This is a genomic window from Actinomyces sp. HMSC065F11 (genome assembly GCF_001813085.1).
Classification (GTDB): domain Bacteria; phylum Actinomycetota; class Actinomycetes; order Actinomycetales; family Actinomycetaceae; genus Gleimia; species Gleimia europaea.
On the sequence record NZ_KV811470.1, the window covers coordinates 622,682 to 648,892 of the forward strand.

At 55.0% G+C, this 26,211-nt stretch carries 21 protein-coding genes and 1 tRNA gene; 18 read left to right on the top strand and 4 right to left on the bottom strand.

The window, feature by feature from the left end; all coding sequences use genetic code 11:
* Positions 1-94 precede the first annotated feature (94 nt).
* Genes HMPREF2891_RS05280 through HMPREF2891_RS05295 form a run of 4 tightly spaced genes read left to right on the top strand, consistent with a single transcriptional unit; the run spans position 95 to position 6,033 of the window.
* Complete coding sequence (locus HMPREF2891_RS05280) at positions 95-553, top strand: hypothetical protein (protein WP_148131712.1); 459 nt, start codon at positions 95-97, stop codon at positions 551-553.
* Positions 550-2,214, top strand: a complete 1,665-nt coding sequence (locus tag HMPREF2891_RS05285) for a Y-family DNA polymerase (protein WP_070664151.1) — start codon at positions 550-552, stop codon at positions 2,212-2,214. Before HMPREF2891_RS05280 ends, HMPREF2891_RS05285 begins: the two co-directional genes overlap by 4 nt.
* A 30-nt stretch (positions 2,215-2,244) precedes the next feature.
* The gene (locus tag HMPREF2891_RS05290; RefSeq protein ID WP_070664286.1) at positions 2,245-2,877 is read left to right on the top strand and encodes a thymidine kinase; all 633 of its coding nucleotides are present in this window, start codon (positions 2,245-2,247) and stop codon (positions 2,875-2,877) included.
* A 48-nt stretch (positions 2,878-2,925) separates the two neighbouring features.
* Positions 2,926-6,033, top strand: a complete 3,108-nt coding sequence (locus HMPREF2891_RS05295; protein ID WP_070664152.1) for an error-prone DNA polymerase — start codon at positions 2,926-2,928, stop codon at positions 6,031-6,033.
* 21 nt (positions 6,034-6,054) lie between these two features.
* Here HMPREF2891_RS05295 and HMPREF2891_RS05300 read toward each other — a convergent pair whose 3' ends face one another.
* Complete coding sequence (locus HMPREF2891_RS05300; RefSeq protein ID WP_261666842.1) at positions 6,055-7,227, bottom strand: AI-2E family transporter; 1,173 nt, start codon at positions 7,225-7,227, stop codon at positions 6,055-6,057.
* A gap of 197 nt (positions 7,228-7,424) precedes the next feature.
* The gene (locus HMPREF2891_RS05305) at positions 7,425-8,084 is read right to left on the bottom strand and encodes an HAD hydrolase-like protein (RefSeq protein WP_070664157.1); all 660 of its coding nucleotides are present in this window, start codon (positions 8,082-8,084) and stop codon (positions 7,425-7,427) included.
* 144 nt (positions 8,085-8,228) lie between these two features.
* Between HMPREF2891_RS05305 and HMPREF2891_RS05310 the strand changes: the two genes are divergently transcribed.
* The 10 genes from HMPREF2891_RS05310 (at position 8,229) to HMPREF2891_RS05360 (ending at position 19,133) form a co-directional block, all read left to right on the top strand.
* A tRNA-Leu gene (locus HMPREF2891_RS05310) sits at positions 8,229-8,316 on the top strand.
* A gap of 289 nt (positions 8,317-8,605) precedes the next feature.
* Positions 8,606-11,050 carry a hypothetical protein gene (locus tag HMPREF2891_RS05315; protein ID WP_070664159.1) on the top strand — a complete coding sequence of 815 codons (2,445 nt, stop codon included), beginning with the start codon at positions 8,606-8,608 and terminating at the stop codon, positions 11,048-11,050.
* A gap of 150 nt (positions 11,051-11,200) precedes the next feature.
* A complete protein-coding gene (locus HMPREF2891_RS09915; protein ID WP_070664161.1) occupies positions 11,201-11,467 on the top strand; it encodes a hypothetical protein in 267 nt (88 codons plus the stop codon).
* 486 nt (positions 11,468-11,953) lie between these two features.
* Complete coding sequence (locus HMPREF2891_RS05330; RefSeq protein WP_070664168.1) at positions 11,954-12,742, top strand: (Fe-S)-binding protein; 789 nt, start codon at positions 11,954-11,956, stop codon at positions 12,740-12,742.
* Positions 12,743-14,308 carry a LutB/LldF family L-lactate oxidation iron-sulfur protein gene (locus HMPREF2891_RS05335; protein WP_070664170.1) on the top strand — a complete coding sequence of 522 codons (1,566 nt, stop codon included), beginning with the start codon at positions 12,743-12,745 and terminating at the stop codon, positions 14,306-14,308.
* The gene (locus HMPREF2891_RS05340; protein WP_070664172.1) at positions 14,305-14,931 is read left to right on the top strand and encodes a LutC/YkgG family protein; all 627 of its coding nucleotides are present in this window, start codon (positions 14,305-14,307) and stop codon (positions 14,929-14,931) included. Before HMPREF2891_RS05335 ends, HMPREF2891_RS05340 begins: the two co-directional genes overlap by 4 nt.
* 211 nt (positions 14,932-15,142) lie before the next feature.
* Positions 15,143-15,835: a DsbA family oxidoreductase gene (locus tag HMPREF2891_RS05345; RefSeq protein WP_070664174.1), complete on the top strand. Its 693-nt coding sequence runs from the start codon at positions 15,143-15,145 to the stop codon at positions 15,833-15,835.
* A 2-nt stretch (positions 15,836-15,837) separates the two neighbouring features.
* Positions 15,838-16,902, top strand: a complete 1,065-nt coding sequence (locus tag HMPREF2891_RS05350) for a GNAT family N-acetyltransferase (protein WP_070664176.1) — start codon at positions 15,838-15,840, stop codon at positions 16,900-16,902.
* Positions 16,899-18,815, top strand: a complete 1,917-nt coding sequence (locus HMPREF2891_RS05355) for a M3 family metallopeptidase (RefSeq protein ID WP_070664178.1) — start codon at positions 16,899-16,901, stop codon at positions 18,813-18,815. The genes HMPREF2891_RS05350 and HMPREF2891_RS05355 overlap by 4 nt, the downstream gene beginning before the upstream one ends.
* A gap of 9 nt (positions 18,816-18,824) precedes the next feature.
* Positions 18,825-19,133 (top strand): hypothetical protein, encoded by a 309-nt coding sequence (locus tag HMPREF2891_RS05360; RefSeq protein WP_070617422.1) that lies wholly within the window; start codon positions 18,825-18,827, stop codon positions 19,131-19,133.
* Here the strand turns inward: HMPREF2891_RS05360 and HMPREF2891_RS05365 are convergent.
* A complete protein-coding gene (locus tag HMPREF2891_RS05365; protein WP_070664180.1) occupies positions 19,130-20,101 on the bottom strand; it encodes an aldo/keto reductase in 972 nt (323 codons plus the stop codon). The genes HMPREF2891_RS05360 and HMPREF2891_RS05365 overlap by 4 nt on opposite strands.
* Before the next feature lie 45 nt (positions 20,102-20,146).
* On the opposite strand from HMPREF2891_RS05365, the gene HMPREF2891_RS05370 reads away from it, so the two are divergent.
* Entirely contained in the window at positions 20,147-21,001 is an 855-nt protein-coding gene (locus HMPREF2891_RS05370) for an undecaprenyl-diphosphate phosphatase (protein ID WP_070664182.1), read from the top strand.
* Positions 21,002-21,121: 120 nt separating this feature from the next.
* On the opposite strand, the gene HMPREF2891_RS05375 is transcribed toward HMPREF2891_RS05370, so the two are convergent.
* On the bottom strand, positions 21,122-21,955 hold the full coding sequence (locus HMPREF2891_RS05375; RefSeq protein ID WP_070664184.1) for a RecB family exonuclease: 834 nt from the start codon (positions 21,953-21,955) through the stop codon (positions 21,122-21,124).
* A gap of 155 nt (positions 21,956-22,110) precedes the next feature.
* Between HMPREF2891_RS05375 and HMPREF2891_RS05380 the strand changes: the two genes are divergently transcribed.
* Genes HMPREF2891_RS05380 through dop form a run of 3 tightly spaced genes read left to right on the top strand, consistent with a single transcriptional unit; the run spans position 22,111 to position 26,211 of the window.
* Positions 22,111-23,115, top strand: a complete 1,005-nt coding sequence (locus HMPREF2891_RS05380; RefSeq protein WP_070664186.1) for a tRNA (adenine-N1)-methyltransferase — start codon at positions 22,111-22,113, stop codon at positions 23,113-23,115.
* Positions 23,115-24,662, top strand: a complete 1,548-nt coding sequence (gene arc, locus HMPREF2891_RS05385) for a proteasome ATPase (protein ID WP_070664188.1) — start codon at positions 23,115-23,117, stop codon at positions 24,660-24,662. The genes HMPREF2891_RS05380 and arc overlap by 1 nt, the downstream gene beginning before the upstream one ends.
* The gene (dop, locus tag HMPREF2891_RS05390; protein ID WP_070664190.1) at positions 24,655-26,211 is read left to right on the top strand and encodes a depupylase/deamidase Dop; all 1,557 of its coding nucleotides are present in this window, start codon (positions 24,655-24,657) and stop codon (positions 26,209-26,211) included. The genes arc and dop overlap by 8 nt, the downstream gene beginning before the upstream one ends.

The following is a 26,211-nucleotide window of genomic DNA, read 5'->3' on the forward strand; positions in this document are numbered from 1 at the left end:
ATCGAACAGATGTTCGAAAACTCTTGGGGGAGGAAGCGAGCAGACGGTGGTGGCTCAAACACTTGAGCGGAAGCAGCGTTTAGAAAAAGCGCGATTGAGTCTTGTTAAGGCGGAAACGGCGGTCGGTGTTTCGCCTGCGTCTTTGCGCGCGGGCAACGTGTGGCATGTGCGTGGTGGAAATGAGGCGTTGTTTGAAGCGGTGCTAAGCCTTCGTAAGGGCGATCAGTGGATAGGCATTGTTGGTGTAAAAAACGTTGGTTGGTGCGCGGCCTTAGAGAAGGGGGTTCCGCTCGAAAAGGTTATTTTTGTTCCTCGGGCAAAAGAGAAGCCTCTTAAAGTTTTGGCGGCTCTGATCGACGGGGTTGACCTGGTGGTTGCAGGGCCGCTTCCGTTGTCAGCCCAAAATCAAAGAGCACTTGCTGGGCGCGCTAGGTCAAGAAGGTCGTCTGTTTTGACTACCGTGCCCTGGCTTTCGGTTTCTAAACCCTGGTACGTGCAGCCGCGAAATAGTGAGGTCGATGGTTCTCTCGGTTTGATCAGGAGGGCAGTATGACTCGTTTAGCTGTGGTGTTTTTCCCAGATTGGGAAACGGGTGCGCTGGCAATTGATTGCCCTCCGGGGGCGCCGGCTGCTTTGGTGTCTGCCGCGGGGAGGATAACTCACGTGACTCGCGAAGCTCGTGCGATGGGCGTAGCGGCGGGGATGCGAAGAGCCCTTGCAGAGCACCTGTGTGACGGGCTTTTAGTTATGCCAAGTGATCCGGGACGTTCGCTACGGGCATTCAACGTCGTGCTTGATGCTTTGGGAGAGGTGTCGGCAACCGTTTGCATGGTGAAGCCCGGAATAGCTTGGATTCCCGCTTCTGCGTCGCGCACTTTTGGTGGTGAGGAGGCGCTGTGTGAACGAGTGGTTGACGTGATCGCGGAGCAGACAGGAAGTGAATGCTATGTGGGGATTGGTGAAGGGCTGTTGCAGGCCTGGGTGGGGGCTCTGCATGGCGTTGTAGATCCTGATGAATCTCGCGTGAGCGATTTGTCGCTAAGGCACTTAAAGCCACTTATGTCCCAAAAGGAAAGCGATCTGGATCAAGTGTTGGATTCTCTTGCTGCTCTGGGGGCTAGGACGGTTGGCGATTTACAAGCCCTTGGCGCTGGGCATGTTCTGGCTCGTTTTGGCGAGGTCGGACAGAGTCTGTACAGGTTGCTGTGGCAGGTTGACGCGCTTCATAAAGCTGAGCGTGCACCCGAAGATTTTGTCGAACAAACCGTTGTGTTTCCGACCCCGGTGGCAGATTTAGGGGTGGCTTTGGGGTATTTGTTGGAACAATCCGGAAGTCTTGTTGAAAAGCTGGTAGCGAAGCAGATGGCTACAAACGAGGTGGATATAACTGCAACCATTCTTGGGGCTATGGGAAGAGTCGAGAGGTCTAGGCGTTGGGCGATAATAGATTTTCCGGCGCCCCGTGATTTGGTTGATCGAACTCGTTGGCAAATTCAATCTTGGATTGATGAGCTGGCTAGATCGGGGGCGTCAATGGAGGGCGAGTATTCGCAAGAACGATTTGGGGTTGAAAAAATTGTTTTGACCGCCCGTGATTTGGTTTCAATAGATAGCCTTGCGAAGCAGTTATGGTCAGACCGTAGTGAGGGAGATGTTTGCGCCGGTACGGTTGCGTTCAGGCTTCAAGCGTTAGTTGGCTTGGACGGGGTGCTACAACCGCGAGTGCGACCAGGATTTGACCCTCTGAGCAGGGTGGTGCAAACCGAGTGGGGTGCCGCCCCGGAAACAGCTGCGTGGGAGCAGTGGAGTGTGCCTCAAAAATGGCAAAATCACGCTTCGTTCCAAGATGCGTGGGTTGGAGGCTTAAAAGAAGAATCTCCCGCGACAGTGCTTGAAAAACCTCTGCCTGCGCGCCTGTTTGATGAAGGTGGAAGAGAGGTCAAGCTGCGGTCGGATGGAACGCTGAACGCTACGCCTCGAAGCATGGTTGTTAATGCTGAGGAAGTGGCGGAATTAGATGTTGGGTTGTGCGCGGCTAAGGAGGTTGTTCTCTCTAGCGTGCGCGGCCCGTGGCCCATCCTTGGCAGGTGGTGGGACGGGCAGGACGAGGCGTTTGCGCCTAGGGCGTGGCTCGTGGCGGTGCCCCTGGGGGCGCCGCGGGTGCTTATTAAATGGGTCTCGGGTGAGTGGATGCTCGCTGCATTGTGGTATTAGTTCAGTAGAGGAAAGAGGAAGGTGCGTGCTGTGGCTAAGCTTTATTTCAGGTACGGGGCGATGAACTCCGGTAAGTCAACCGCGTTGCTACAGGCCGCCTATAACTATGAAGAGCGTGGGCAAAGAGTAGTGCTTGCTAAGCCGTCAGTAGACACCAAGGGGGATGCGCAGATCGTTTCTCGGCTAGGGGTTACCCGCGAAGTGGACATGCTGGTTGGGAAAGATGAGAATCTGCGCGACGTTTTCTTGAATGTAGCTTCAGGGGTTGACCCTAACGCTTTGGTGCAGAATCTGGCAGCCAAGCCCGTGTCGGCGCTACTTGTTGATGAAGCTCAGTTTTTCACGCCAAAACAGGTTGACGATATGTTCCGTATCGCGGTGTTAGATAACGTCCCGGTGCTTGCGTACGGCATTCGAACTGATTTTCAAACCATTGCATTCCCAGGGGCTCGGCGTTTGTTGGAGATCGCGCACTCGGTTGAAGAGCTTAAAACTATTTGTCGCTGTGGTAAAAAAGCGGTATTTAACGGCCGTAAAGTGGATGATCGATTCGTTTTTGACGGAGACCAGGTAGCGATTGATGGGGTGGCGGTCACCTATGAGTCGTTGTGTGGAAACTGCTATTTGGAAGAGTCTAGGGGTCGCCTCTCTTCTGATCATTAGGCGAGGGCAAGGTGCAAGTACCGAACGTTTGTTCGATATAATTGGTGGGTGGCATCCTACGCAGAACTTCACGCGCATAGCGCATTTTCTTTCCTTCACGGGGCAAATCTGCCTGAAGTGATGGTTGAGCGTGCAGCGCAACTGGGTTTGGATGCCATTGGAATCCTTGACTATGACGGCATGTTCTCAGCAGTGCAAACTAGTGTTGCCGCCAGAGAAAACAGGATCGCGAGCGTACAGGGCACAGAAATAAGGATTGCGGGCGGCTATCATCTGCCAATCCTCGTTAAAAATGTGCAGGGCTATCACGAGCTTTGTGACGCTCTATCGGCGTTCCAACTGTCCAAAACAGGACGAACGGACACGGTTTTAACTCTTGATGAGCTCGCAAAGTTTTCTTCGGGAAACTGGACAATCCTTACAGGAACTGCGCGAGGCCCAATCCGCCAAGCTTTGAACAGTCGCGGCATAGATGAAGCGGTCAAGCTGGCAGGTAAACTTCGTGATTTATTTGGGAACGTGGTCATAGAGTCAGCTCTTTCAACTCCGGATGAAGAAGAACGCGAAGCTCATTATCTGGCGCGTATTGCTGAGCGCATGGGACTGCGGTTGGTGGCAACAACAGGAGCGCGAGTCGCGGACGTTAGTTCTTTGAAACTCGCTCACGTGTTGCGCTCGATACGCCTTGGAGCCACGTTAGAGCAGGCGCAACCTTACCTGGAGGCTTTCCCCCCGGTTCTTCGTTCAGCTAGCGACATGCTACGAATTCACAGGTACTATCCGCAGGCGGTAGAGAATGCGGCCGAGCTAGCGCAAGAGCTTGCGTTTGATCTGCGGCTAGTTGCTCCGCACCTGCCCCGCGCAAACGTTCGCGACGGGTTTGATGATGACAGCTGGTTGCGTCACCTAACGTATGAAGGCGCGAAACAAAGATACGGCAGTAGGGCACGCAACCCGCAGGCGTGGCAGAAGATTGATTCCGAACTGTTGTTGATCACAAAACTGGGGTTTTCAGGCTATTTCTTGATAGTTAAAGAGATCGTAGATTTTTGTGAAGCTGAAAATATTTTGTGCCAAGGTCGCGGTTCGGCAGCTAATTCGGCTGTCTGTTTTGCACTCGGCATTACGGCGGTGGATGCGGTTAAGCACAAGATGTTGTTCGAGCGATTCTTATCAGAGGGACGTAGTGGGCCTCCCGATATTGATATCGATATTGAGGCGGGTAGGCGCGAGGTGGTGATCCAACATATTTATGAGCGCTACGGGCGTCGGTATGCAGCTCAAGTGGCGAATGTGATCTCTTATAAGCCTCGTTCAGCGCTTCGAGATGCGGCAAAAGCGTTTGGGTATCCGGGTGAGGTGGCAACTGTTTGGGCGAAGAACTTAGAGGGGGTTAAGCCGAACCCAAAGGTGGTAGGTATTGCGACGCAGATGTCAAAGCTACCCCGTCATATGGGTATTCATCCCGGAGGGATGGTGCTTACTCGTGAGCCGGTTTCAAGAATCTGTCCCGTGGCCTGGGCCAATAAAGAGGGGCGAACCGTGCTCCAGTGGGATAAGGATGACTGCGGGGAAGCTGGGCTCGTGAAGTTTGATCTACTCGGTCTGGGGATGCTCACGGCGCTGAGGAAAATGTTTGATTCACTTCGCGATGCAGGACGCGTGGGAACTGATGGGAAACCTTTCAACCTGTACAACCTGCCGAGCGAGGACCCGTTGGTGTATGACCTGCTGTGCAACGCGGATACGGTTGGAGTGTTCCAGGTTGAGTCTCGCGCCCAAATGGGTACGCTCCCGCGAATGCAACCGCGCTGTTTTTACGACATTGTGATTGAGGTGTCCCTGGTTCGCCCGGGGCCAATCCAGGGTCAGGCAGTGAATCCGTATCTACGGCGCAGGCGGGGCCTCGAACCGGTTACTTATTGGCACCCACTTCTTAGGCCGGTGCTGGAGAAGACGCTGGGGGTTCCAATTTTTCAAGAGCAACTCATGCAAATAGCGATAGACGCGGCTGGGTTCAAACCTTACGAGGCCGATCAATTGCGCAAAGCGATGGGCTCTAAGCGTAGCGCTGAGAAGATGGCGCGCCTGCGCCCTGCCCTGTACGAGGGGTTTGCGAAGAATGGGATTAAGGGGGAAGTTGCAGATCAGATTTTTGACTCGTTCCAAGGTTTCGCAGAGTTTGGTTTTCCCGAATCTCACTCGTTCTCGTTTGCTTATATCGTGTACGCGTCGGCGTGGATGAAGGTGCATTTCCCAGAGGAGTTTTACGCTGCGATAATCTCGTCGCAACCAATGGGCTTTTATTCGACTTCTTCGCTGGTGGAAGACGCGCGCAGGCACGGCGTGTTGGTGGAGCGCGCAGATGTCAACTATTCGCTGCGGGATACCGCTGTGGAGAGATTCGAGGGCGCAAATTCGGCCCGGAGGATCCTTCCGGTTACTCCCCAGGAGGGCAAACGGATTCGTCTGGGTCTTGCAACTATTAGTGGCATGTCTGATGCAAGCATTGATCGGATTGTTAGCGCCCGCGAGCAGGGAGACTTCGCGTCGGTGGAGGAATTGGCAAGGCGGGCTACGCTCAGTTCGAAGGAAGTGGAGAGGCTGGCAAAGGCTGGCGCGCTTGGGAGAATTGCGGATTCGCGCAGGCAGGCCATGTGGGTGGCGCCGTTTGTGGGGCAGCAAGCTCACCAGCCTACGTTGCCGCTGGAGTGGGGAAGCATGCCAGATTTGAAACCACTGACATCGGCGGAGGCAGTGGTTGCGGACTATCAGGCTAGTGGCGTGAGTGTGGATTGTCATCCGATGGAGTTAGTCCGCCAGAATCTGGACTCAGCTGGCGTGTTGTCGTGCGGAGAAATCGCGGGCGTGGAGGCAGGACGGCGCATTCGCATTGGGGGATTGGTGACGCATCGGCAGCGTCCCCACACGGCTAGGGGGACGATTTTCTTGTCGTTGGAGGACGAAACAGGTTATGTGAATGTGGTTTGCGCGCCGGGGCTTTGGAAGAGGTTCCGCAAAGTTGGTTTGACTGCGGCCGCGCTGGTGGTGCGTGGGGTTGTTGAGCGCGCGCCGGGTGGCGCGTCCGCTTTGGTGGCGGACAAGCTTGAGGCGCTACCTGTTCCGGTGGCGGGCAGGTCCCGCGATTTCAGGTAGCGCCTCGGGTGTTAAATCCGGTTAGCTTGCAGAGGGTCCTTCAACGATTTCTTTTGGGCTTGGAAGATCCCCTTCAAGGGGTGGGTCTTCTTCATGGAGCTGTTGGTAGATAGCCCAGGCCGAAGCGATTAGTGGAATGGAGAGTACAGCGCCGAAGATGCCGGCGAGTAGGGTTCCTGCGGTGACACCGATGCCCACAACCACTGGATGGAGCGAAACTTGTGCGCCCATGATGAGTGGTTGGAGGACGTGGCCTTCAAACTGTCCGATGAGGGCGATGCCAATACCTACGGCGATCATCATCCAAACACCCTTAGACGCAAGAGCCACGATCATGGCTATGCCCATGGCGGTGGGTGCGCCGATGAGGGGAATGAATGACCCGATGAATACCAGTACTCCGAGCGGTGCGGAAAGTGGAATTCCTAGAATCGTTAGGTATACGAACGCGAATATGCCGTTGGTTAGTGCAACCATCATGATGCCGCGAGCGTATCCAGAGAACGTGTACCACCCGGCGGCTACGGCTTTGTGTGTGGATTCGCGGTGCCTTGCGGGCAGCCGGTTAAGGAACCAGATCCACATGCTTTTGCCGGAGTAGAGGAAGAAGATTGTGGCGAACAGCGCGAGCGCCATGATCGTGAATCCGATTGCTATGGACCCAAGGTTTGAAAGTGCTCCTTGGAGTATTTGGCCCGCGTTGGTTTCGATGTAGTTGCGTGCTTGTTCGATGGTCTGATTGATCCAGTTGTAGATCTCGTCGGAGGTGAGGTCTACGGCCCACGGCCCGGTTCTTACAAACTCGATGATCTGGTCGATACCGTTGCCAAACTGTTTGCTCAGTGAGTTCCACTGTCCGGCGACGGATGTGATGACGTAGAAGATGAGGCCACCAAAAACTGCTGTGCTACCCAGTAGGGCCAGTATTTCGCCTAGCCATCTTGGCATGAAGCGCTCGAGCCAAGTGACGATGGGGTTCAGGATCGAGGTGACTACGAGTGCAACGAAGATTGCAACTACGACGGCGGCCACTTCGGCTAGGCTCCACACGATGAGCGCTACGATGACGAGGATTCCGAGGATCATCCACGCGGAGGTGCCGGCCTTGCGTAGCCAGGTGGGAATGTCGTCTGAGTTTCCACGAGCGTGGGCTTTGGAGAATCGTGGGGGAACGCCCCTCGACGATCCGCGCATTTGGTTTCTGCGGTGCTGTCGCGGCAGGACCTCTTGGGAGAGGGGCCGCGGTGTTTCTGACGGTATTCCAGTGTGATTTGCGGCAGTGCTACGTGACATGATTGAGCGAGCGGTTGCCCCTGCTCTGGATGCTAGTCGCCTGATTTTGCCGCTGTCTTCGTCTTTACTCACGGTTTCAGCCTAGTTCGTTTTGGTGATTATTTCTTTGCTCGCTCGATGATTGTTTCAACTAGCTCTGCCGGTGTGACAACCGCTGCGGTCGCTGTTTCGAATTCGCGCTGGTCGGTGCCTCCCCATAGGACGCCGATTACGTCGAGGTTGTTGGCGTGTGCGCCTTCAACATCGTGGATTCGATCGCCAATCATGATGGCGCCTTCGCGGCTGTAGCCGTCGGCTTCTAGGAGGCTTAGCGCATCTGCGATGACTGCCGCTTTGGATTGGTGGGCGGAGTCGTTGGTGGAACCGACAACGTATTTGAAGTAGGGGTCGAGTCCGGCATGGGTAGCTATGGGTTTTGCCATGGTTTCGGTTTTTGAAGTTGCAATGGCCAGGGGGAAGCCAAGTTTGTGAAGCTCTTGAATGGCTTCTAGAACGCCGGGAAAGAATGGGGCATCGTACATGGTTTGGCGATAGTAACGGCGGTAGGTGGCGATGGCGTCGTCAATATGGGCGGGGTCTACTTTGGCGAAGTCGCGGAAGGAGTGAAATAGGGGAGGTCCAACCCAGGCTCGTAGCTGCTCATTTGACTGTGGCGGCAGGCCGAGCTCGTCCAGTGTGTCTACTACTGCTTGCATGATGATCGGGGCGGAGTCCACGATCGTTCCGTCAAAGTCAAAAAGTACGATGTTGGTGTTCATGCCTTAACCCTATCTAAGCGCAGGGGTTTGTTTAGTAGGCTAGCGCGGGGTGTGAAAGGGCTTATTTGACGTGCAAGGAGGTGATTTGACACCGCATGTGGATGTCATGCTAGAGTTTTCCTCGTTGCTCTAAAGAGCCCCGATGCGCGGGTGGCGGAATTGGTAGACGCGCTAGCTTGAGGTGCTAGTTCCCACTTATTCGGGAGTGCGGGTTCAAGTCCCGCTTCGCGCACAGATAGTGAGGTAGCCGAAAGGTTGCCTCACTTTTGTATACGCCGGCGCGGTCGTTATCGCGTGCAACCTGGAATTTCGGGAGCGTTTGAGACGGTTCTAATGCGGCGTGTCTCAATTTGTGCCGGGACACATATTGCTGTATCTACCTCTGCTAGCATGATGGAAAGTTCTTGAGATGCCTTGCGTGCAGGGTTCCTGCAAGGACGATGTCCCATAACACAAGGTTGTGTGCATTAAGTTGCCCTGCAGCACGGTGTTGTTGCAGATATTTCCGAAGGGGAAGAACAGTGAAGATGACCAAGCGCCTTGCAGTTGCCGTTACTTCCGGCATGTTGATCGGCGGTTTGACATTTGGCGGTATTGCTGTGGCTGCTCCAGCAGAGTCTGCGCCTAATACGGATGCGAAGACCACTGAAGTGGTTCAGCTGGAAAATGAGTTAGCCCAGGCGCAGGAGGCGCTTAAGCAAGCAGAAGAAGAGCTTGCGGCGCAAGATGCGGAGGCTCCGGCTAAACTCGCGGCGGCGCAGCAGGATGTTGACGCCGCGCAGGCTGCCGTTCAGGCCGCTGAGGAAGCTTTGGAAGATGCCAAGAGCAAGCTTGACGAGGCTACTGAGAAGCAAGAAGCGGCTCAAAAAGATCTCGATAGCAAAACTGCCGCGGCAGAAAAAGCTGCTTCTGAGAGTGACGCCGCGAAAAAGGCGTACGACGATGCCCTCGCCGAGCGGGCGAACGATGAAGAAATTGCGGCGTTGAAGTCAGATGTTGATGCCAAGCAGGAGGCTTTGGATTCCGCAAAGAAGAACGCGGAGGATGCTAAGGCTAAGGCTGATAATGCTAAGAAGGACGCCGCAGCGGCTCAGGTGACTGTTGATGATGCTCAGACCAAGGCCGATGGCGCTAAGACGGTTGCTGATGAAGCTGCCGCTAAGCAACAGGAGGCAGAGAAGCAGCGCGATGATGCGCAGCAGGCTGCAGATCAAGCCAAGGACGCCCTCGAGACAGCTAAGCGCAAGCTGGATGAGGTGTGCTCTCCTGTTGAAAACGATCCTGCAGTTAAGGCAGCGCAGCAAAAACTCGACGAGGCGCGTAGCCAGCAAGATGAGAAGCAGAAAGCCGTTGACACTGCAAAGAAGAATGCTGAGCAGGTACTCAAGGATGAGCAGCAGGGAACTGCGGGATTCTTCCGCTGGCTTGGAGTCGAAAAGAATGACCCGGATGCGACGCGCGCCTTTGAACTCCTAACCACCGGCAAGTACACGGACGCAAGGGGGCGTTCGAACGACCTCAGCGCGAAAGTTGATAAGTACGGTCCCTTCTTTGCTCCAACTGAGCTGAACAAGGATGGTGATGCAACAACTCTGAAGAATCTGAAGCATGCGCTTGGATATATCGACCGGGGTAACAAATTGCGTCAAAGCGATAACAATTTTCCGGACCTTGCAGCCTTGAAGATCAATTCGGTATTAATGGCGGGATCACAGCTTCAGACAAATGCGTCGAGCGTGATTAACGAGCACAGGACACATGTTGTTTGGACCGAAAATCTGGCATGGGGGTACGTTGATCCCTACAAGCTCTGGTATAACAATGAAAAAGAACTTTTTGATCGTGAACCTAAGGGTACTAAGGCAGGTACCGGACATTACGAAAACCTGCTAAAGGGGTCTAATGACCTCACCGGTTTCGCAGTCGTGAATAAGAGTGGAAACAGGTACGGTCCCACTTTTGGTCAGGTATTTGACGCCAAAACTAACGGGTTTGGGCCCGTCGACCCAAACGCCCCTTCTTACACCACTGCGGAGTACAGTGCGCTGATCAGTGAGTATGAGAAGTATCTCGAGAACGGCAAGAAGGAACTTCAGGATGCGCAGAACGCGCTGAATGCGGCTACTGCAAATGTCGAGAAGGCGCAGAAGGCTCTTGAGGAGGCCAAGGCTGCGGCTAATGAAGCTTGTGCGACCGCTAAAGCGCAGCGTGACCAAGCCCAGGAGAACCTGGACGCTGCAAACAAGACGCTCAACGAGCTGGCGGCGCAGGCAGAAGCGGCAAAGCAGGCCGCTGAAGTGGCTTCGCAAAAGAGCGATGACGCGCAGAAGGCCCTGGAGGCTGCCCAGGCTGATAAGGCCGAAAAGGACGCCGCCGTGACTGCTGCGGAGGAAGAAGCTGAGAAGGCCAATAACGTTATCGAGGCTGCTCAGTCCGCTCTTGAAGACGCTCAAGCCGCACTGGCTGCCGCAACCACCGAACTCAATGATTTGAGGGAGAAGGCTGAGGCTGCGCAGAAGAAGGCGGATGAGGCTGCAGAGGCTGCAGCTGACGCGAAGACGGCGTTGGCGGAAGCTGAAGGAGCCGCAGAGGCTGCAGCTCAGGCGGTTAAAGACGCTGAAGAAGCTCTGCAGGCCGCAACCGAGGCTTTGGAAGCGGCAGAGGCGGCTCGTGACGAGCTGGTTGCTCCAGCGCAGGCCTACGAGGACGCTCTAGCCAAGGTGAAGGAAGCGAAGGAAGCTATCCGCAAAGCTCAGGCCGCATTGGACGCTGCAACTGCTCCAAGCGAGCCGGGTGAATCCGGTTCGGTGCTAAAGCCGAAGAATGAGAAGGATTCGGCTAACAAGGCAAATGGTGGCAAGTCGCTAGCTAGCACTGGAACGGCTACCATTTCACTCGCGTTAACCGTCCTAGCTCTTGCAGCAGCGGGCACCGCGATGGTGAGAGTACGCCGCACGAAGGGCTGATCCTCTTCAACCTAGATTAAGGTCGGGTAATCATTCACTGCGAATGATTGCCCGACCTTTTCTGCTCCCTATGTCAGTTCAAACCAATGGTGTTTGTGGCACAGTGTGCGGGCACGCTTCAAAATTGAAGCGTTGCTCAGGGAGCCTTGCGTGAAGTCTTTACCTGAAAAGGCGGGAGAAGAAGCCGCGGCGGTTGGATTTTGCCGCGGCAATTTCTTCAGCGCTGTGCTTGCCATTGCACCACTGGCCAGCGGGCACCGAAGCTTTGACCTGCGCAACGTGCTGGCCACAACCAGCCCACGTGGTCTTGTGGCAGACCTTGCATTCAACTGGACGGCACATGTTATCTCCTCTGGTTTTGTAGAAATGGTCAAGAGTTATGTTCAAGAAGAACATACCCCGAGGGGTATTAACTAGCAAGAGCTAGAGTCGTGCTATCCGACTCAAGTAGCGTGTTCGCGCTCCTCGGCAACACCGGTAAAAGTAAGCGTATGAGCAGGTCAGATAGGGCGGCGTTAGTGCAAACCGGCATTTGGGAACGCCACCGGTTTGAAAATCGCCCCACGGCTGCGCTGGTAACTAATGCTGCTTTCATTGACATATAGCGCATTGTGGCCGGTTCTACGAGGCGGTTTCTGAGAAAACGCCGAAGTCAGATAAGTTGAGATGCAACTTTGATCAACAACGAGGTTTTGCTACATGCTCATGCCGCTGACGCAAGCTTTCATCCCATCTATAACTGCGATCGGTGGGTCACTAACGATGACTGCCCTGGTCAGCCTCCTCCCACTTATCTTTTTCTTTGTTGCGCTAGGAGCTTTTCGCTACCTACGACTCACTAACGTTCTCGCTTCCAATGGAATCCTCGGATTCCTTATCGCAAGTTAAAGAAAGGAATCCTTAATGAAAGTCGCGATCTTCGCAACCTGCATCAATGACGCGATGTTCCCGCAGGCCGCGCAGGCAACAGTTCATTTGCTCAGGCGTCTTGGGCATCAGGTGGTCTTCCCAAAGAACCAGGCGTGCTGTGGACAAATGCATATCAATACGGGCTACTACCCGGAGGCGTTGCCTCTTATTGAAAACCACGTTCGCACGTTTACGCCCGTTCTTGACGGGACGTGGGATGCGATAGTTGTTCCATCTTCGTCTTGCACTGGTTCCATTCGTCACCAGCAGGCAATGGTGGCGCGCGAGCTGGGCCATGAAGGTTTGGCGCGCAAGGCTGAACAGATTGCTGAGCGCACGTATGACTTGACTGAGTTCCTCGTAGACGTGCTTGGCACCACTGATGTCGGCGCGTATTTCCCGCACCGCGTCACCTATCATTCAACGTGCCACTCGCTGCGGATTACAAGGGTGGGGGATCGCCCGCTCCAGCTGCTCAAAGCGGTTGAAGGTATTGAGTACATTCCGCTACCGGAAGCCGATGTCTGCTGTGGCTTCGGTGGAACTTTCTCGGTCAAGAGCCCGGAGGTTTCGTCCGCGATGCTCGCTGACAAGATGAGCAACATAAAATCCACCGGCGCAGAGATTCTTGTTGCCGGAGACTACTCCTGCTTGATGAATATCGCCGGCGGGCTTTCTCGAACCCGTTCAGGTATTCGCGCTATGCATCTTGCGGAGGTCCTGGCCGGGAGCCAGGAGGATCCGTGGATTGCTCCCGCGACGAACACGAAGGTAGGTGCCTAAATGTTTGACAAGATTGAACAGCTTGGGTCGAAGTTGGGTCTGAACCCGGCTGAATGGTCTAAGAATGATGTTGAAGAGCAGGAGCTGGGTTGGGTACCGGGACACCCGCTACCGCAGGATCCGTTGCGTTGGGGGAAGAGCTTTACTGACGGCTCAAAAGAGACGCTACGCAATACGCAAATGCGTCGCAATCTTGGTTACGCAACTGGAAAGATCCGCGCCAAGCGAAATGTGCGCGTTTCGGAGATGCCTGATTGGGAGGACTTGCGTGAGTCGGCCTCGAATATCAAACGCAACGTGGCGGCAAACTGGACGGATCTGCTCGAAGAGTTTGAAAAGAACGTAACGGCCCGCGGAGGTATCGTGCACTGGGCCCGTGACGCTGCTGAAGCGAATCGGATTGTGTACGAGATCGTTAAGTCGAAGCAGGTTGATGAGGTTGTCAAGGTGAAGTCCATGGCAACTCAGGAGATCAACCTGAATGAGTACCTGGGCGAAAGAGGTATTCAGGCGTGGGAGACGGACCTGGCAGAAATGATCGTGCAGCTGTCTGAAGACATGCCGTCTCACGTTGTCGTGCCTGCTATTCACCGCAACCGTGCTGAAGTGAAGGCTATCTTCGAAAAGCGGATGGAGGACGTGCCAGACAGTCTGACACATGAGCCGCGTGTGCTCGCAATGGCTGCTCGTGCGCATCTGCGTAAGAAGTTCCTTTCGGCTAAGGTCGCTATCTCCGGTGCGAATCTTGGTGTTGCGGAGACCGGCACGGTTGCAATCTACGAATCCGAAGGCAACGGCCGCATGTGCCTCACCCTGCCGGAGACACTGGTGACAGTTATGGGTATTGAGAAGCTGGTTCCCACCTACCAAGACATTGAGGTGATCTCCCAGTTGCTTCCGCGTTCGGCTACCGGTGAGCGAATGAATCCGTACACCTCATTCTGGACCGGTGTAACCGAAGGCGATGGCCCGCAGGAATTCCACATTATCTTGATGGATAACGGCCGCACTAATGTGCTTCAAGACGAGGTTGGTCGTGAAGCCCTCAAATGCATTCGTTGCGCGGCGTGCATGAATATTTGCCCCGTGTACCGCGTCGCTGGTGGACATGCTTACAACTCGGTATATCCAGGTCCGATTGGTGCGATCTTGACGCCGCAGCTGCTCAATGCGAAGGACCGCAGGGATCCGGCTGCATCTTTGCCATTTGCATCATCATTGTGCGGCGCATGCTTCGATGTGTGCCCCGTGAAGATCAACATTCCAGACATTTTGGTGCATTTGCGCCACAAGTACACCGAAGCTAATCGGGGCGGCATACCTGACAAGTGGGATGTGGCTATGAAGGTGAGCTCGAAGGTCATGTCTTCTGGTAAGGGCATGGAGATGGGCGGAAAGGCCGCTAACGCTGGTCGCGTTGTAGCCGGACCTGATCGCAAGATTGGCTTCCTGCCGTTCCCGGTGGTGAAGGATTGGACTCGTACCCGTGACGTGCCCGCACCACCAGCACAGTCATTTAGAGACTGGTGGGAAGCCGAAGGCAAGAATGAAGGAGAAGGCAAGTGAGCGCAAAAAGTGAAATCTTTAGGCGTATCCGCGCCGCAGGTAGCATTGATGCTCCGCAAATCCCGCGCGATTACCGTTTCGGTAGTGACGCCCCGCGTTCTGAGGTGGTTGATGAGATGGTTGATGCCCTCGTCGATTACACGGCGCAGGTTAAGCGTGTAAACGAAGATGGCATTGAGGACGCGATTGAGCAGTTCTTGGCTGATACGCACAGCGTTGTGGTTCCTGTCGGTCTGCCTGAGGAATGGGTGGAAGCAGCTGGCCGAGATGGTCGTGAAGTGAAGGTGGATGATCCGGCCCTCACAAATGAGGAACTGGATAAGACCGATGCGGTTGTAACTGCCTCCCGAGTGGCGGTGGCTAACTCGGGAACCATTATTTTGGATGGCACCGCAGATCAGGGGCGCCGCGCTATCACCCTCGTGCCGGATACGCACGTGATCGTGCTTCGCAGTGATGCGATTAAGGCCACGCTACCCGAGGCTGTGGCTGTGCTGGCCAAGAATCCAACGCGCCCAACCACGTGGATTGCTGGCCCCTCGGCGACTTCAGATATTGAGCTCGTGCGTGTAGATGGCGTGCACGGCCCTCGCAATCTTCGGATTGTGCTGGTAGAAGACTAGCCTCAAATGCTAACGCTCCCCGAAAGTTAGGTTCGTGCAGCGCCCGGCTTTCGGGGAGCCCACTTGTATCTCGCGGGCATGGTCTGCCCGGGTATTATTGGTGGTGCTTGACAGGCGTTTTCTTTCTGCTGTCTCACGCGGTGCTTTTGCGGCAGTAACCGGTGCAATAAGGCAGGAGGGTAGCCCTGAATCTATAGAAAGGGTTTTGTGTATGCACATCGACGTTTGGACTGATATTGCATGCCCCTGGTGTTACCTAGGGGTGCGGCATTTGCGGCAGGCTCTTTCTACTTTCGAGCGCAAGGAGGAAGTCTCTGTACGCCTGCATGCCTACCTATTGCAGCCGGAGCTGGATCAGACGCTGAATGAGTCAGAACCCGATTATTTAGCGCGCACAAAAGGAATGTCCCGGGCGGAAGTGGATCAGGTGCTGTCTTCACTTACGGAACTTGCCCGCAAGGATGGCATTGATATTGATTGGGAGGGCGTGAAGGTCGCTCCCACAACGTCAGCGCATCGTTTGGTTGGTCTGGCCCGTGAGATTGACATGGAGCGCGACACGACGATGGGTGGTGACACATTGGAGCTGAAGGTGCATGAGGCGCTGCAGCGGGCCCGCTTCCAGCTCGGCATGGACGTGTCTAATCCGGAGTCTTTGATCGCAATCGCTCGTGATTTCGATATTCCTGGAGACCGCGTGCTCGCCACGCTCGAATCGCAAGATAGCGCGGGAGAGATATTTTCTGATTTCCAGATTGGTGTGCAGATGGGCATCGGCGCGGTGCCGGTATTCATTTTCGATAAGGCGTTGATGATGGAGGGAGCCCAGCCGCGTATCGCGTTTGAAAACGCTTTGAACACCGCATGGAATCACGCGAACCCAAATAGTCCGGTGGGAGAGTAGAGATGAACGTTTTAGAAGGTAAAAAGGTTGTGCTGCGCAGGCCCCAAGTTACTGACGCGCAGCAGCTGGCAGAGGTTTTAAATGACCCTCTTATCGCAAAGTACACCACGGTTCCGCAACCATATTCGCTAGAGGATGCAAAGTGGTGGATTAATACTTCCAGGCAACTTGAGGAACCTAATGCGACGTGGCTGGTGTGGGCCGATTCTGACCTGGTGGGTTGTGTTGGACTCGAAGATTACAATGAGGCGCAACGCTCACTGAAGCTTGGGTATTGGGCTAGTGAGGCCGCTCGTGGGAAGAGTTATATTTCCGAGGCAGCGCGGTTAGCAATCCAACACGTATTTGAAGGATCCCGCGTCGATAAGATCGTGTGGCATGCACACGTGGGTAATGACGCTTCATGGAGACTAGCGTGGAAGCTCGGTTTCATCTTTGAGGGTGTTGAGCGACGCGTAAGGGAACGAAATGGTCGTGTGGTCGATATGTGGGCGGCGAGCCTTCTGCGCGGCGAATCCATGGAGCCGGCTTGTGATCCCAACCTGCCGCACTACTTTGATCTTTCTGATCATTGCGATCTGCCTGTCGCCAAGCGCCCGTATGACCCGCGCCGGCCGCAGGCTCTGGTGCGTCAGTTCCATGAGGTCTACGGCTTACCCGTCAAGCTTGGCGAGAAGCCGACTGCTGACACGGAGCGCGTACATATGCGCATGAGCCTCGTGTCCGAAGAGTTCACGGAGCTAACGACCGCCCTCTACGGAGGCGAGGCAGGCCAGATCATTGGACGAGCCGTAACCGCCGCGCGTGAGGCGGATGACGGCACTCGCGACACGATCGAGGTTGCGGATGCCTTGGCTGACCTCGTGTATGTTGCCTACGGTATGGCGTTGGAGTGCGGCATTGACCTTGATGAGGTGTTGCGTGAAGTTCAGGCCTCGAATATGTCCAAATTAGGCGCTGATGGTAAACCGATTTACCGTGAAGATGGAAAGGTCTTGAAGGGCCCCGGCTTCTTCAATCCGAATATTGCCCGCGTTCTCGGGCTAGAAAGCGAAGATGGTAAATGAGCAAAATCGAAAAGGTGCTTCCTGATTTCAGTAAGTACAACGCTGCTGAGTGTGAGCGTGTAGCGTTTGAAGCTATCAACACGTATCGCGGTGCGATAACCGCGTTGGAGGAAGCGCCCGCTTCGATCGAAGACTTTCTAATCCCGTTTGACGAGGCGGAATTTGAGTTCGACTGCGCGATTGGCCCCGTGTACACGCTTATCAGCGCGGTTGGAGGTCCCGACTTTGACGCTTTGGAAGAAAAGCTTGATGAGCCGCTGACCAAGCTCCAGACGTGGATGATGACGAATGAGGCGCTGTACGCGAAGTTCGTAGAGCTTTCGAAGCAGGACCTGGACGCAGAGTCGGCTTACATGGTCAGTGAGCAGATTAAGGAGTTCAGGCTTGGCGGTATTGACCTTGACGCGAATGGGCGCAAGGCGCTTGAAGAAGCTGATCTGAAGATCTCACAGCTTGCAACAAGGTACGGCCAGATTGTCTCGAAGATGCTGGCAACACCCGTGAGTGTTGACGGCAGAGAATACACGCTGAACAACTTCACGAACCAGCTTGCGCTTGCCCAGTTGGATGATCCGACTGCCCGCGCCCAGCTGTTGGCAAAGTCGATGGAGCGCGGCTTTGGTGGTGAGTTTGACACTCGGGGTATTGTGACCGAGATAGCGAGGCAGCGTAATGCGCGCGCGAAGCTTCTAGGTTTTAACAATCATGCCGAGGTTGTGCTGGAGACGGAAATGGCACCCTCCACCAACGCGGTTTACCAGCTGCTCTCCGACGTATCAAAGGCGGCTGTGGAGGCCTCGAAGGGCGATGAAGCGGAGCTTACCCGTCGCGCGCAGGCTGACGGCTTGGAGCGCTTTACGGCTTCGGATTGGCTCTACTACCAGGAGAAGCAGAAGGCCGACGTTCTCGGCCTGTCGGCGCAGGCGTTGAAGCCTTATCTGGAGATGTGGAACGTGCTAGAAAATGGCGTGTTCTTCGCGGCCAATAAGATTTACGGTGTGAGTGCAAAGCGCCGCACTGACTTATCCGGTTGGGATCCGTCGATGCGTGTCTATGAGATTGAGGATGAAGCTGGCAAGTCGCTTGGTATCTTCCTGATCGATCCGTTTACGCGTGCAGGTAAGAGCGGCGGAGCCTGGATGGATTCGCTGGTGCAGGGCTACTTAGCAACCGATTACGAGTCGATTATTATCAACTGCGCGAATTTTGAACCGGTTGAGGATGGTCCGAAGTTCCTGGTGTGGGATGAGGTTGAGACCCTGTTCCACGAGTTCGGCCATGCCCTGCATGGTTTCTTGTCGAAGACTCGATACGCTTCGACTGCGGGCACGGCTGTGCCACGTGACTTTGTGGAGCTCCCTAGCCAGTTGAATGAGATGTGGGCTTACAACCCGACGGTGATCGAGAACTTCGCGCGTCACTTCGAGACCGGCAAGGTCATGCCAGAGCAGATGCGCGCCCAGCTTCGTGATTCAAAGACTTTCGGGCAGGCTCACGCAACTGTAGAGTTCTGCGCCTCAGCGTTACTGGATCAGGCCTGGTACTCCTGTGAAATTAGCGAAGATGAGGGCGTTGCTCAGTTTGAGGCCGAAGCACTTGAAAAAGCCGGTGTTGCTTCTGATTTGATTCCACCACGCTATCGTTCTACCTATTTCCCGCACGCTTTCACGGTGGGATACGACGCTGGCTACTACTCGTACATGTGGGCGGAGGCCTTAGTTGCTGAGTGTGAGAACTGGTTCCGCACCGTGGTAGCTATTGACGGCGACGGAGGTTTGAACCGTCAAGCAGGTCGCCAGATTACGGACGCGATCTTGTCGCGTGGCTCCTCGCGTGATCCGCGCGAATCATTTTGGGAATTGATCGGTCACGAAGCTTCGGCTAAGGCTATTCTTTCTCGTCGAGGCCTGTAGAGTATAAGCATGGGTATGAATCCGACAGACGCACTGAATCGTCTTATCGCAGCGTTCGAAGCGCACGCTCAGGCTGCGCGTGCGGCCGACATGGCCGACTCGAGCATTGTTGAGGCCGCTGAGGCGCGCCTGCGCGATGCTTTCTTCACGTATGACGACGTGTTGTTCAACAACTACGGGGTCGATTTGCCGTTTGACATTGTCGATTCAGATTTTGATGACGACGATGACGATTTCGACGACTATTACGATGACGAAGATGATGCGTCTGATGAGGATGATCTAGATTTTGTTGATCTAGATGACGAGGACGATTAGATCCCTTCCGTTTCGGGGTAGCCGCGCCTGAGCGTGGATACTTCGTTAAGTGCATCAATTATTGGCTGGGGGAGTGCGAACTGCATTCCCTCAGCTATTTGTTTAGCTTGAAGTTCGCTACGCGGGCCTACTAGAGCTGTGGTGACACCGGGTTGGCTGGTGAGCCATGCGAGCGCCACGGTGGTTGCAGATACGTCGAGTCCGGAGGCTGCGGCCAGGACAGCTTCGGTTATCGCGCTGTATTCATTGCTGAGGTAGGGCTGCACGAATCCGGAGAGAGTTGGCGAGGCCGCACGGGAATCTGGTGGAGTAGTGTGGCGGTATTTTCCGGTGAGGACGCCGCGCGCCAGCGCTGACCAAGCAACGAACCCGATGTTTTCCCTGCGCAGGCCGGGCAGGAGTTCTCGTTCTACTCCGCGTTGCAGCAGGGAGTATTCTGCGCTGACGGTAGCTAGTTTTGTGCCAAACTCCTTGGCAAGAAAGTGCGCTTTGGCCGTGTCCCACGCGCTGAAGTTGGATACTCCGATGTAGCGGATTGCTCCGGAGCGCAGCGCCATACTCAGCGCTTCGAGGCTTTCCTCGAATGGTGTCTCAGAGTCGGGGCGGGCAATGAGATAAACGTCGATATAGTCGGTTTTCAGTGCCTCAAGCGAGCGGTCGATAGAACTAAGAATTGCGCTCTTCGAGGCGGAGTAGCGAAAGCGAGTTTCGGAGGGGATGTAGCCGCCTTTGGTAACAATGACGACGTCATCACGCGCGGTACCGGTGGCTTCAAGTACCGTTCCAACTGTGGATTCCGCGCCTCCTTCGCCATATGTGGGTGAGGTGTCGATTAGGTTTATGCCTGCTTCAACCGCGGTATTCCAGATGTTTTCAGCTTCAGTGACTGTGGTGTCGCGCCCCCAGGTGAGTGTACCGATTCCAACGGGGGATACTTTCAGGCCGGTGTTACCTAGTCGATGTCGCATGTCTCATACAGTAGCGCACGTTGTTAAAAGATAGTGTTTGAAACTATGAACTGGCTTGAAGCAATAATTTTAGGACTGGTGCAGGGGCTTACGGAGTTCTTGCCGGTCTCTTCATCGGCACATTTGCGTATTGTGGGCGAGTTACTTGGCATGGATGATCCAGGAGCAGCCTTCACTGCAATCACACAGCTCGGCACGGAAACAGCCGTACTGATTTTCTTTTGGAAGGACATTGTCCGCATCATCAAGAAGTGGTTTGGCTCGATGCCCTGGGTTGGTGCGCAGCGCCGTATATCCGCGGGAGACTCGGATGTGCGTTTAGGCTGGATGATCATTGTCGGTTCAATCCCCATCGCGCTTCTAGGCCTGCTTTTGGAAGACTGGATTGATACATCATTTCGAAATCTGTGGATCACGGTGACGATGCTCGCTGTGTTTGCCGTGTTCCTTGGCGCGGCCGATAAGTGGATGCCACAACGAATGACGCTTGACAAGATGCGGTGGTCGGATGCGATTCTGTATGGTTTCGCGCAGGCACTGGCGCTGATTCCGGGCGTATCGCGTTCGGGTGGAACAATTACGATGGGGCGTTTGTTGGGGTATACGCGCGAGGCAGCCGCTCGCTACTCGTTTCTGCTTGCAATGCCGGCGGTGTTCGCGTCCGGGTTGTATAAGGTTTACCGGGTAGCTGTTGGTGGCAATAGCGTGGATGTGGGGCCAACGGTTGTTGCTACGCTGATTGCGTTTGGTGTTGGTTACGCGGTTATCGTTTGGTTCTTGAAGCTCGTTTCAACTAAGTCTTACCAGCCGTTCGTCATTTACCGCATTGTGATTGCAATCGTGATTGGTGTTTTGCTTGCGGGAGGGATTTTGAGCCCGATGGGTACGGCCGTGATGTGACGGGTTAATTCCCAAAACCTTGACGCGCTGTTGGGTTCTAACGTTGTGGCCAGGTGAGGAATCACCTGGCCACAACCTATTAGGTCATGACATCTGAAGAGTTAATGCAGGCGGGTGCTTTTACCCCTTAATTTCGAGTAGTCTTTCCAGTCCTTCTTCCGATATCTCAGGTGGATTAGATGAATAGAGAGGACAGAGATTTTGCACGCCACACCAGTTACAAAGGACCTGTTTTTTGGGTGGAAATAGTTTTCGGTGAGCCGCGGTTTCGATGTCTTGCCAGATGCTAACGAGTTGGTGTTCAAACGCTTCTATTGATTCGGGCGTTGGATCTAGCGTGAGGGTGCGTCCGTCCCCAAGGAAAACGAGTTGAGTACGGGCGGGCAGACCTAGGTCTGTGTTGCGAAGAAGCAGCGAGTAGAACCGCATTTGGAAAAGCATGTGTTCTTCGAAGCGCTTTTGCGGCGATTTGCCGGTTTTGTAATCTACGACACGGATAGCTCCATTGGGCGCCTTATCGATGCGGTCAATAAAACCGTGAATGGCAATCTGATCGGTAATTTCCACGCGAACAAACCTTTCGCGTGCATAAGGCTCCAGGCGCGTGGGATTTTCCATGGCGAAGTACTGACGCACGAGCGCGCGGACTTCCTCTTTCCACTTATCCAGTAGAACGTCGTCTTCGAACAAGGATAAGAACTGCTCGTCTTGAGCCATGGTTTTTTCATACAGCGGCCCAATCATTTCGCTTGCCGTTTCGGCGGTGCGTTGCTCCGCAGGAAGATCAAATAGGTCTTCAAGCACGGCATGCACAAGCGTCCCCCGAGTGGTGGCTGGTGAGGGTGGTTCTTTGAAACCGTCCACTTGCGTGAGCCTGAATTTCATGGGGCATTGCAACCATGTCTTGGTGGAGGTTGCAGATAGTGCTTTGCGGCGTTTGCTTGTCTCGCTCATGTGTATACCGTATCGCGATGGGAAGACAATGTTTGTGGTGTCGCCAGGGGGCGGAGCAAAAGGGAGTGAACTCGAAGATGACCGCTCGTGCCAACTAGACTGTGCATGTGACTTCTTCCCTTGAGTATCCGATTCCAAGCCAAGTGGCCCACCCGATGGGCATGGCGTCTCGCCGTGGTCCGCTACAGGCGGGCGAATTTGTTCAGATTACAGACCCAAAGGGCCGGTTGCATACGGTGATGCTGACCCCTGGTGGATATTTTCAGACCTCGCGAGGCTCATTGCACCACGACGATATCATTGGTCAACCGGAAGCTGTGACCATGTATGACGGGGAGCGTGAGTTCCAGGTCGTGCGCCCTCTTCTGGCCGACTACGTAATGTCAATGCCTCGCGGCGCCGCCATTGTGTACCCCAAAGACGCGGCGCAGATCGTAGCGTTTGGCGATATCTTCCCCGGTGCTCGCGTGCTGGAGGCGGGAGTTGGATCTGGTGCTCTTTCAATGTCGCTGCTTCAAGCTGTGGGATCTACAGGTTCGTTGCATTCGATTGAACGGCGGGAGGATTTCGCGAAGATAGCGCAGGGCAATGTGGATCTTTGGTTCGGCGGACGCCATCCTGCGTGGCAGGTTTCGGTTGGTGATTTCGCTGATGTTGCGATGAGTCTACCCGCGGAGTCAACAGATCGCGTGGTGCTTGACATGTTGGCCCCGTGGGAATGTATTGAGGCGGTGGAACACGTTCTGGCTCCTGGTGGCGTATTGACGGTGTATGTGGCTACGGTGACGCAATTGTCTCGAATGCGCGAGGATTTAAATACTTTTGGAAGGTTTACCAGGCCGCAGGCGTGGGAGTCTGCAATCCGTGATTGGCATTTGGATGGGTTGGCGGTGCGGCCAGAACATCGCATGGTGGCACACACCGGGTTCTTGATGACCACCCGTAAGGTGGAGCGTGCTTCAGTTCCGCAGCGCCGCGCTGGACGCCCGGCTAAGGCTGCCGAGGGGCTGGCGGGCCAGTGGGACGAAGAGACAGCGTGGGAAGAAAACGGCGAGTTAAACCCCGTTGTTTCGCCAAAAAAGGTGCGTCGCTCTATTCGAGATGTGGCGGGGAAAACGAGGGTTTGGCTGGCTCACGATGAGGATGGAGAAAACGTTTAGTGTCGTATTCACCTGAGGATTTGAAGGTCGAAATCACCGAGCTACGCAGCGCTAATGAACGACTCAAGGGCACTCTCATGGTTGCGCGCGAAGAGATCGCTTCGATGCGCGCCCAGATCGAGGCGGCTAGTAAACCACCTGCGCAGGTGGGCACAGTGTTGTCGATCGATTCTCAGGCGCGCGAGGCCGAAGTCTCCCTCGGCGGCAGAATAATGTGGTTGTCGGTTGCAAGTTCGGTGGATCTGCTTGGTTTAAGGGTCGGGCAGGACGTGCGGGTGAGTGAGAACATGATCGTGTCCGCGCCGCTGTCCACGGCCCGTGTAGGCCAGATGGCCTCGGTGGTGCAACTGGTGGGTGCGGACCGGGCGCTGGTTAGCGCCGATGCGGGCGTACTTCAGATGGTGCTACTTGCTGGTTCATTACGGCACGGGGGAGTCCGGCCAGGTGATTCATTACTCGTTGATACGAAGGCTCACATGGCGTTGGAAAAGGTTGTGCGCTCCGATGTGGAGCAGTTGTTGCAACCCGAGATTCCGGGCGTTACCTACGACGATATCGGCGGCCTTGATGAACAGATCTTGAAGGTGCGTGACGCCGTCGAATTGCCGTTTAAGAATCCGGATTTGTATCGCGAATACGATCTGCGCGCCCCCAAAGGTGTTCTTTTGTACGGCCCTCCCGGATGCGGTAAAACGCTGATTGCGAAGGCAGTGGCAAGCTCCTTGGCAGGGGCTACTGGCCATCCGTACTTCCTCTCGATTAAGGGTCCCGAGGTCCTAAACAAGTACGTGGGTGAAACCGAACGCCATATTCGTGCGATTTTTGGTCGGGCCCGCCAGCTCGCTTCTGAGAATGTTCCGGTGGTGATTTTCTTTGACGAGATGGAGGCGCTGTTCCGCACGCGTGGCTCGGGAATATCATCCGATGTTGAGACGATGATTGTGCCGCAACTCTTGGCGGAGATGGATGGCTTGGAGGCACTCGATAACGTCATTGTTATTGGCGCGTCGAACCGTGAGGACATGATTGATCCCGCGGTGTTGCGTCCCGGTAGGTTGGATGTTCGCATCCGGATTGATCGTCCCAATCGCGCCGGAGCGCTCGATGTCTTTGCAAAGTATTTGGTTCCGGATCTGCCCTATTCAAAGTCCACGCTCAGCCGGTTCGGTTCGCGAGAAGAGGCAACTCAGCATTTGACGGAACAGCTGGTAGATGCGCTCTATGAGAATAGTGGACAGACGGCTCTGTTTAAGCTTTCCCTCGCTAATGGGAAGTCAAGGGTCGTTTACGCTTCAGATCTGGTATCTGGCGCGATGATTGCCTCTATAGTTGAGCGCGCAAAAAAGTTTGCCGTTAAGGACGCGATACACGGACGCCCGGGGCTCACGCCAGAGCACCTGCAGCGAGCATTCGCGGAAGAGCTGATGGAGACCTGGGATTTGGCGGCAACTACCACGCCGCGAGAGTGGGCGAGAATTACAGGCTTGCGTGGTGATGACGTGGTTGCGGTACGTTCGCTTCAGTCGAGGGAGGTAGCGAATGACTAACCGGGTTTTAGGTACAGAAACCGAGTTCGGGATAACGGATGCGAATGATCCGGGCGCTAATCCAGTGGTACTTTCAGCTACTGCTGTTGAGGAATACGCCGCTTCGATATCTATTGGCGAGGTGGTGCGTTGGGATTATTCCGGTGAGGATCCGCTAAATGATGCGCGCGGATACCGATTGGAGAGGGCGGCGGCGCACCCTTCGATGCTTACGGACGATCCCTACCGGTTAGCGCCGCCGGCAGGCGTGAGCTTTGAGGATCGTCCGGGCGAGTATGAACGCTTTATGCAGCGTGCAACTTCCGTGGTGCTCTCAAACGGCGCGCGGTTTTATGTGGATCATGCGCACCCGGAGTATTCGAGTCCAGAAACTGCCTCTGCGTTGGATGCGGTGCTTTATGACAGGGCGGGTGACCTACTAGCAACTCGCGTGATGGAGGTGTGCGCGCAGGCGGGTACGGACCTGGTTTTGTATAAGAACAACACGGATGGCAAGGGCGCGGCATACGGCACTCATGAGAACTATCAGGTGAGCCGCGACGTTGATTTTGATGACATTACGCGCGCCATGATTCCTTTCTTGGTGACGCGCCCGGTGATTTGCGGAGCGGGACGCGTGGGCCTGGGCCAGCATTCACAAAAGCCTGGTTTCCAGATTTCTGCCCGTGCAGATTTTGTTGAGAATTCGGTTGGTCTTGAGACCACGTTTAACCGTCCGATTGTGAATACTCGCGATGAGCCGCACGCCGATCATCACCAGTTCCGTCGTTTCCATGTCATTAATGGAGACGCGAATCAGTTCGACGTTTCAACGTATTTGCGCCTGGGCACTACGTCGTTGGTTTTGCGCGCACTCGAGGGCGATCTTGACCTCACCATCGATTCGCTTGCACTGGATCAAGATGACGTGCAGACAGCGTGGGATGTTTCTCACGATGTTTCGATGACCCGGTTGATTCGTTTGAAGTCGGGCGAGGCGGTGACTGCGCCACAGTTGCAACGCAAGTATTTAGATTTCGTGCGCTCTCATCTTCAGCTAGATGAGGGAGACGAGGCCATTTGCAGGGAATGGGAACGCATTCTGGATGGCCTGGAAACGGATTTGGAAAGTGTAGCTACTGACGTTGAGTGGGTTGCGAAGTACCTCTTGTTTGAACGACAGATGGAACGCTTAGGCACCACGTGGGACGATCCGCGCCTTCGCGCGATGGATTTACAGTGGGCGGATTTGCGTCCGGGAAGGTCACTGGTGGCTGCTTTGGATCGGGCGGGCCGCGTACGACGGCTATTTTCCCCTCATGACGTGGCGCGTGCTTTGGTTGAGCCTCCGCGTAATACCCGCGCTTGGGTTCGCGGCAAAGCGATTAGTTTGATTCCAGAGGTTGTGAAGGCTTCGTGGACGTCGCTGGTGGTAGATCAGGCAGGCCAGGATCGTTTGGTACGGATCCCGTTGCCAGATCCAAATCAGGCTGGCGGTGAGGATTTTATCCGTGCGTTACATGAGGGCGCGCGGGCTTTTATTAGTTTATTTGATGGTGGGAAGGAGTAA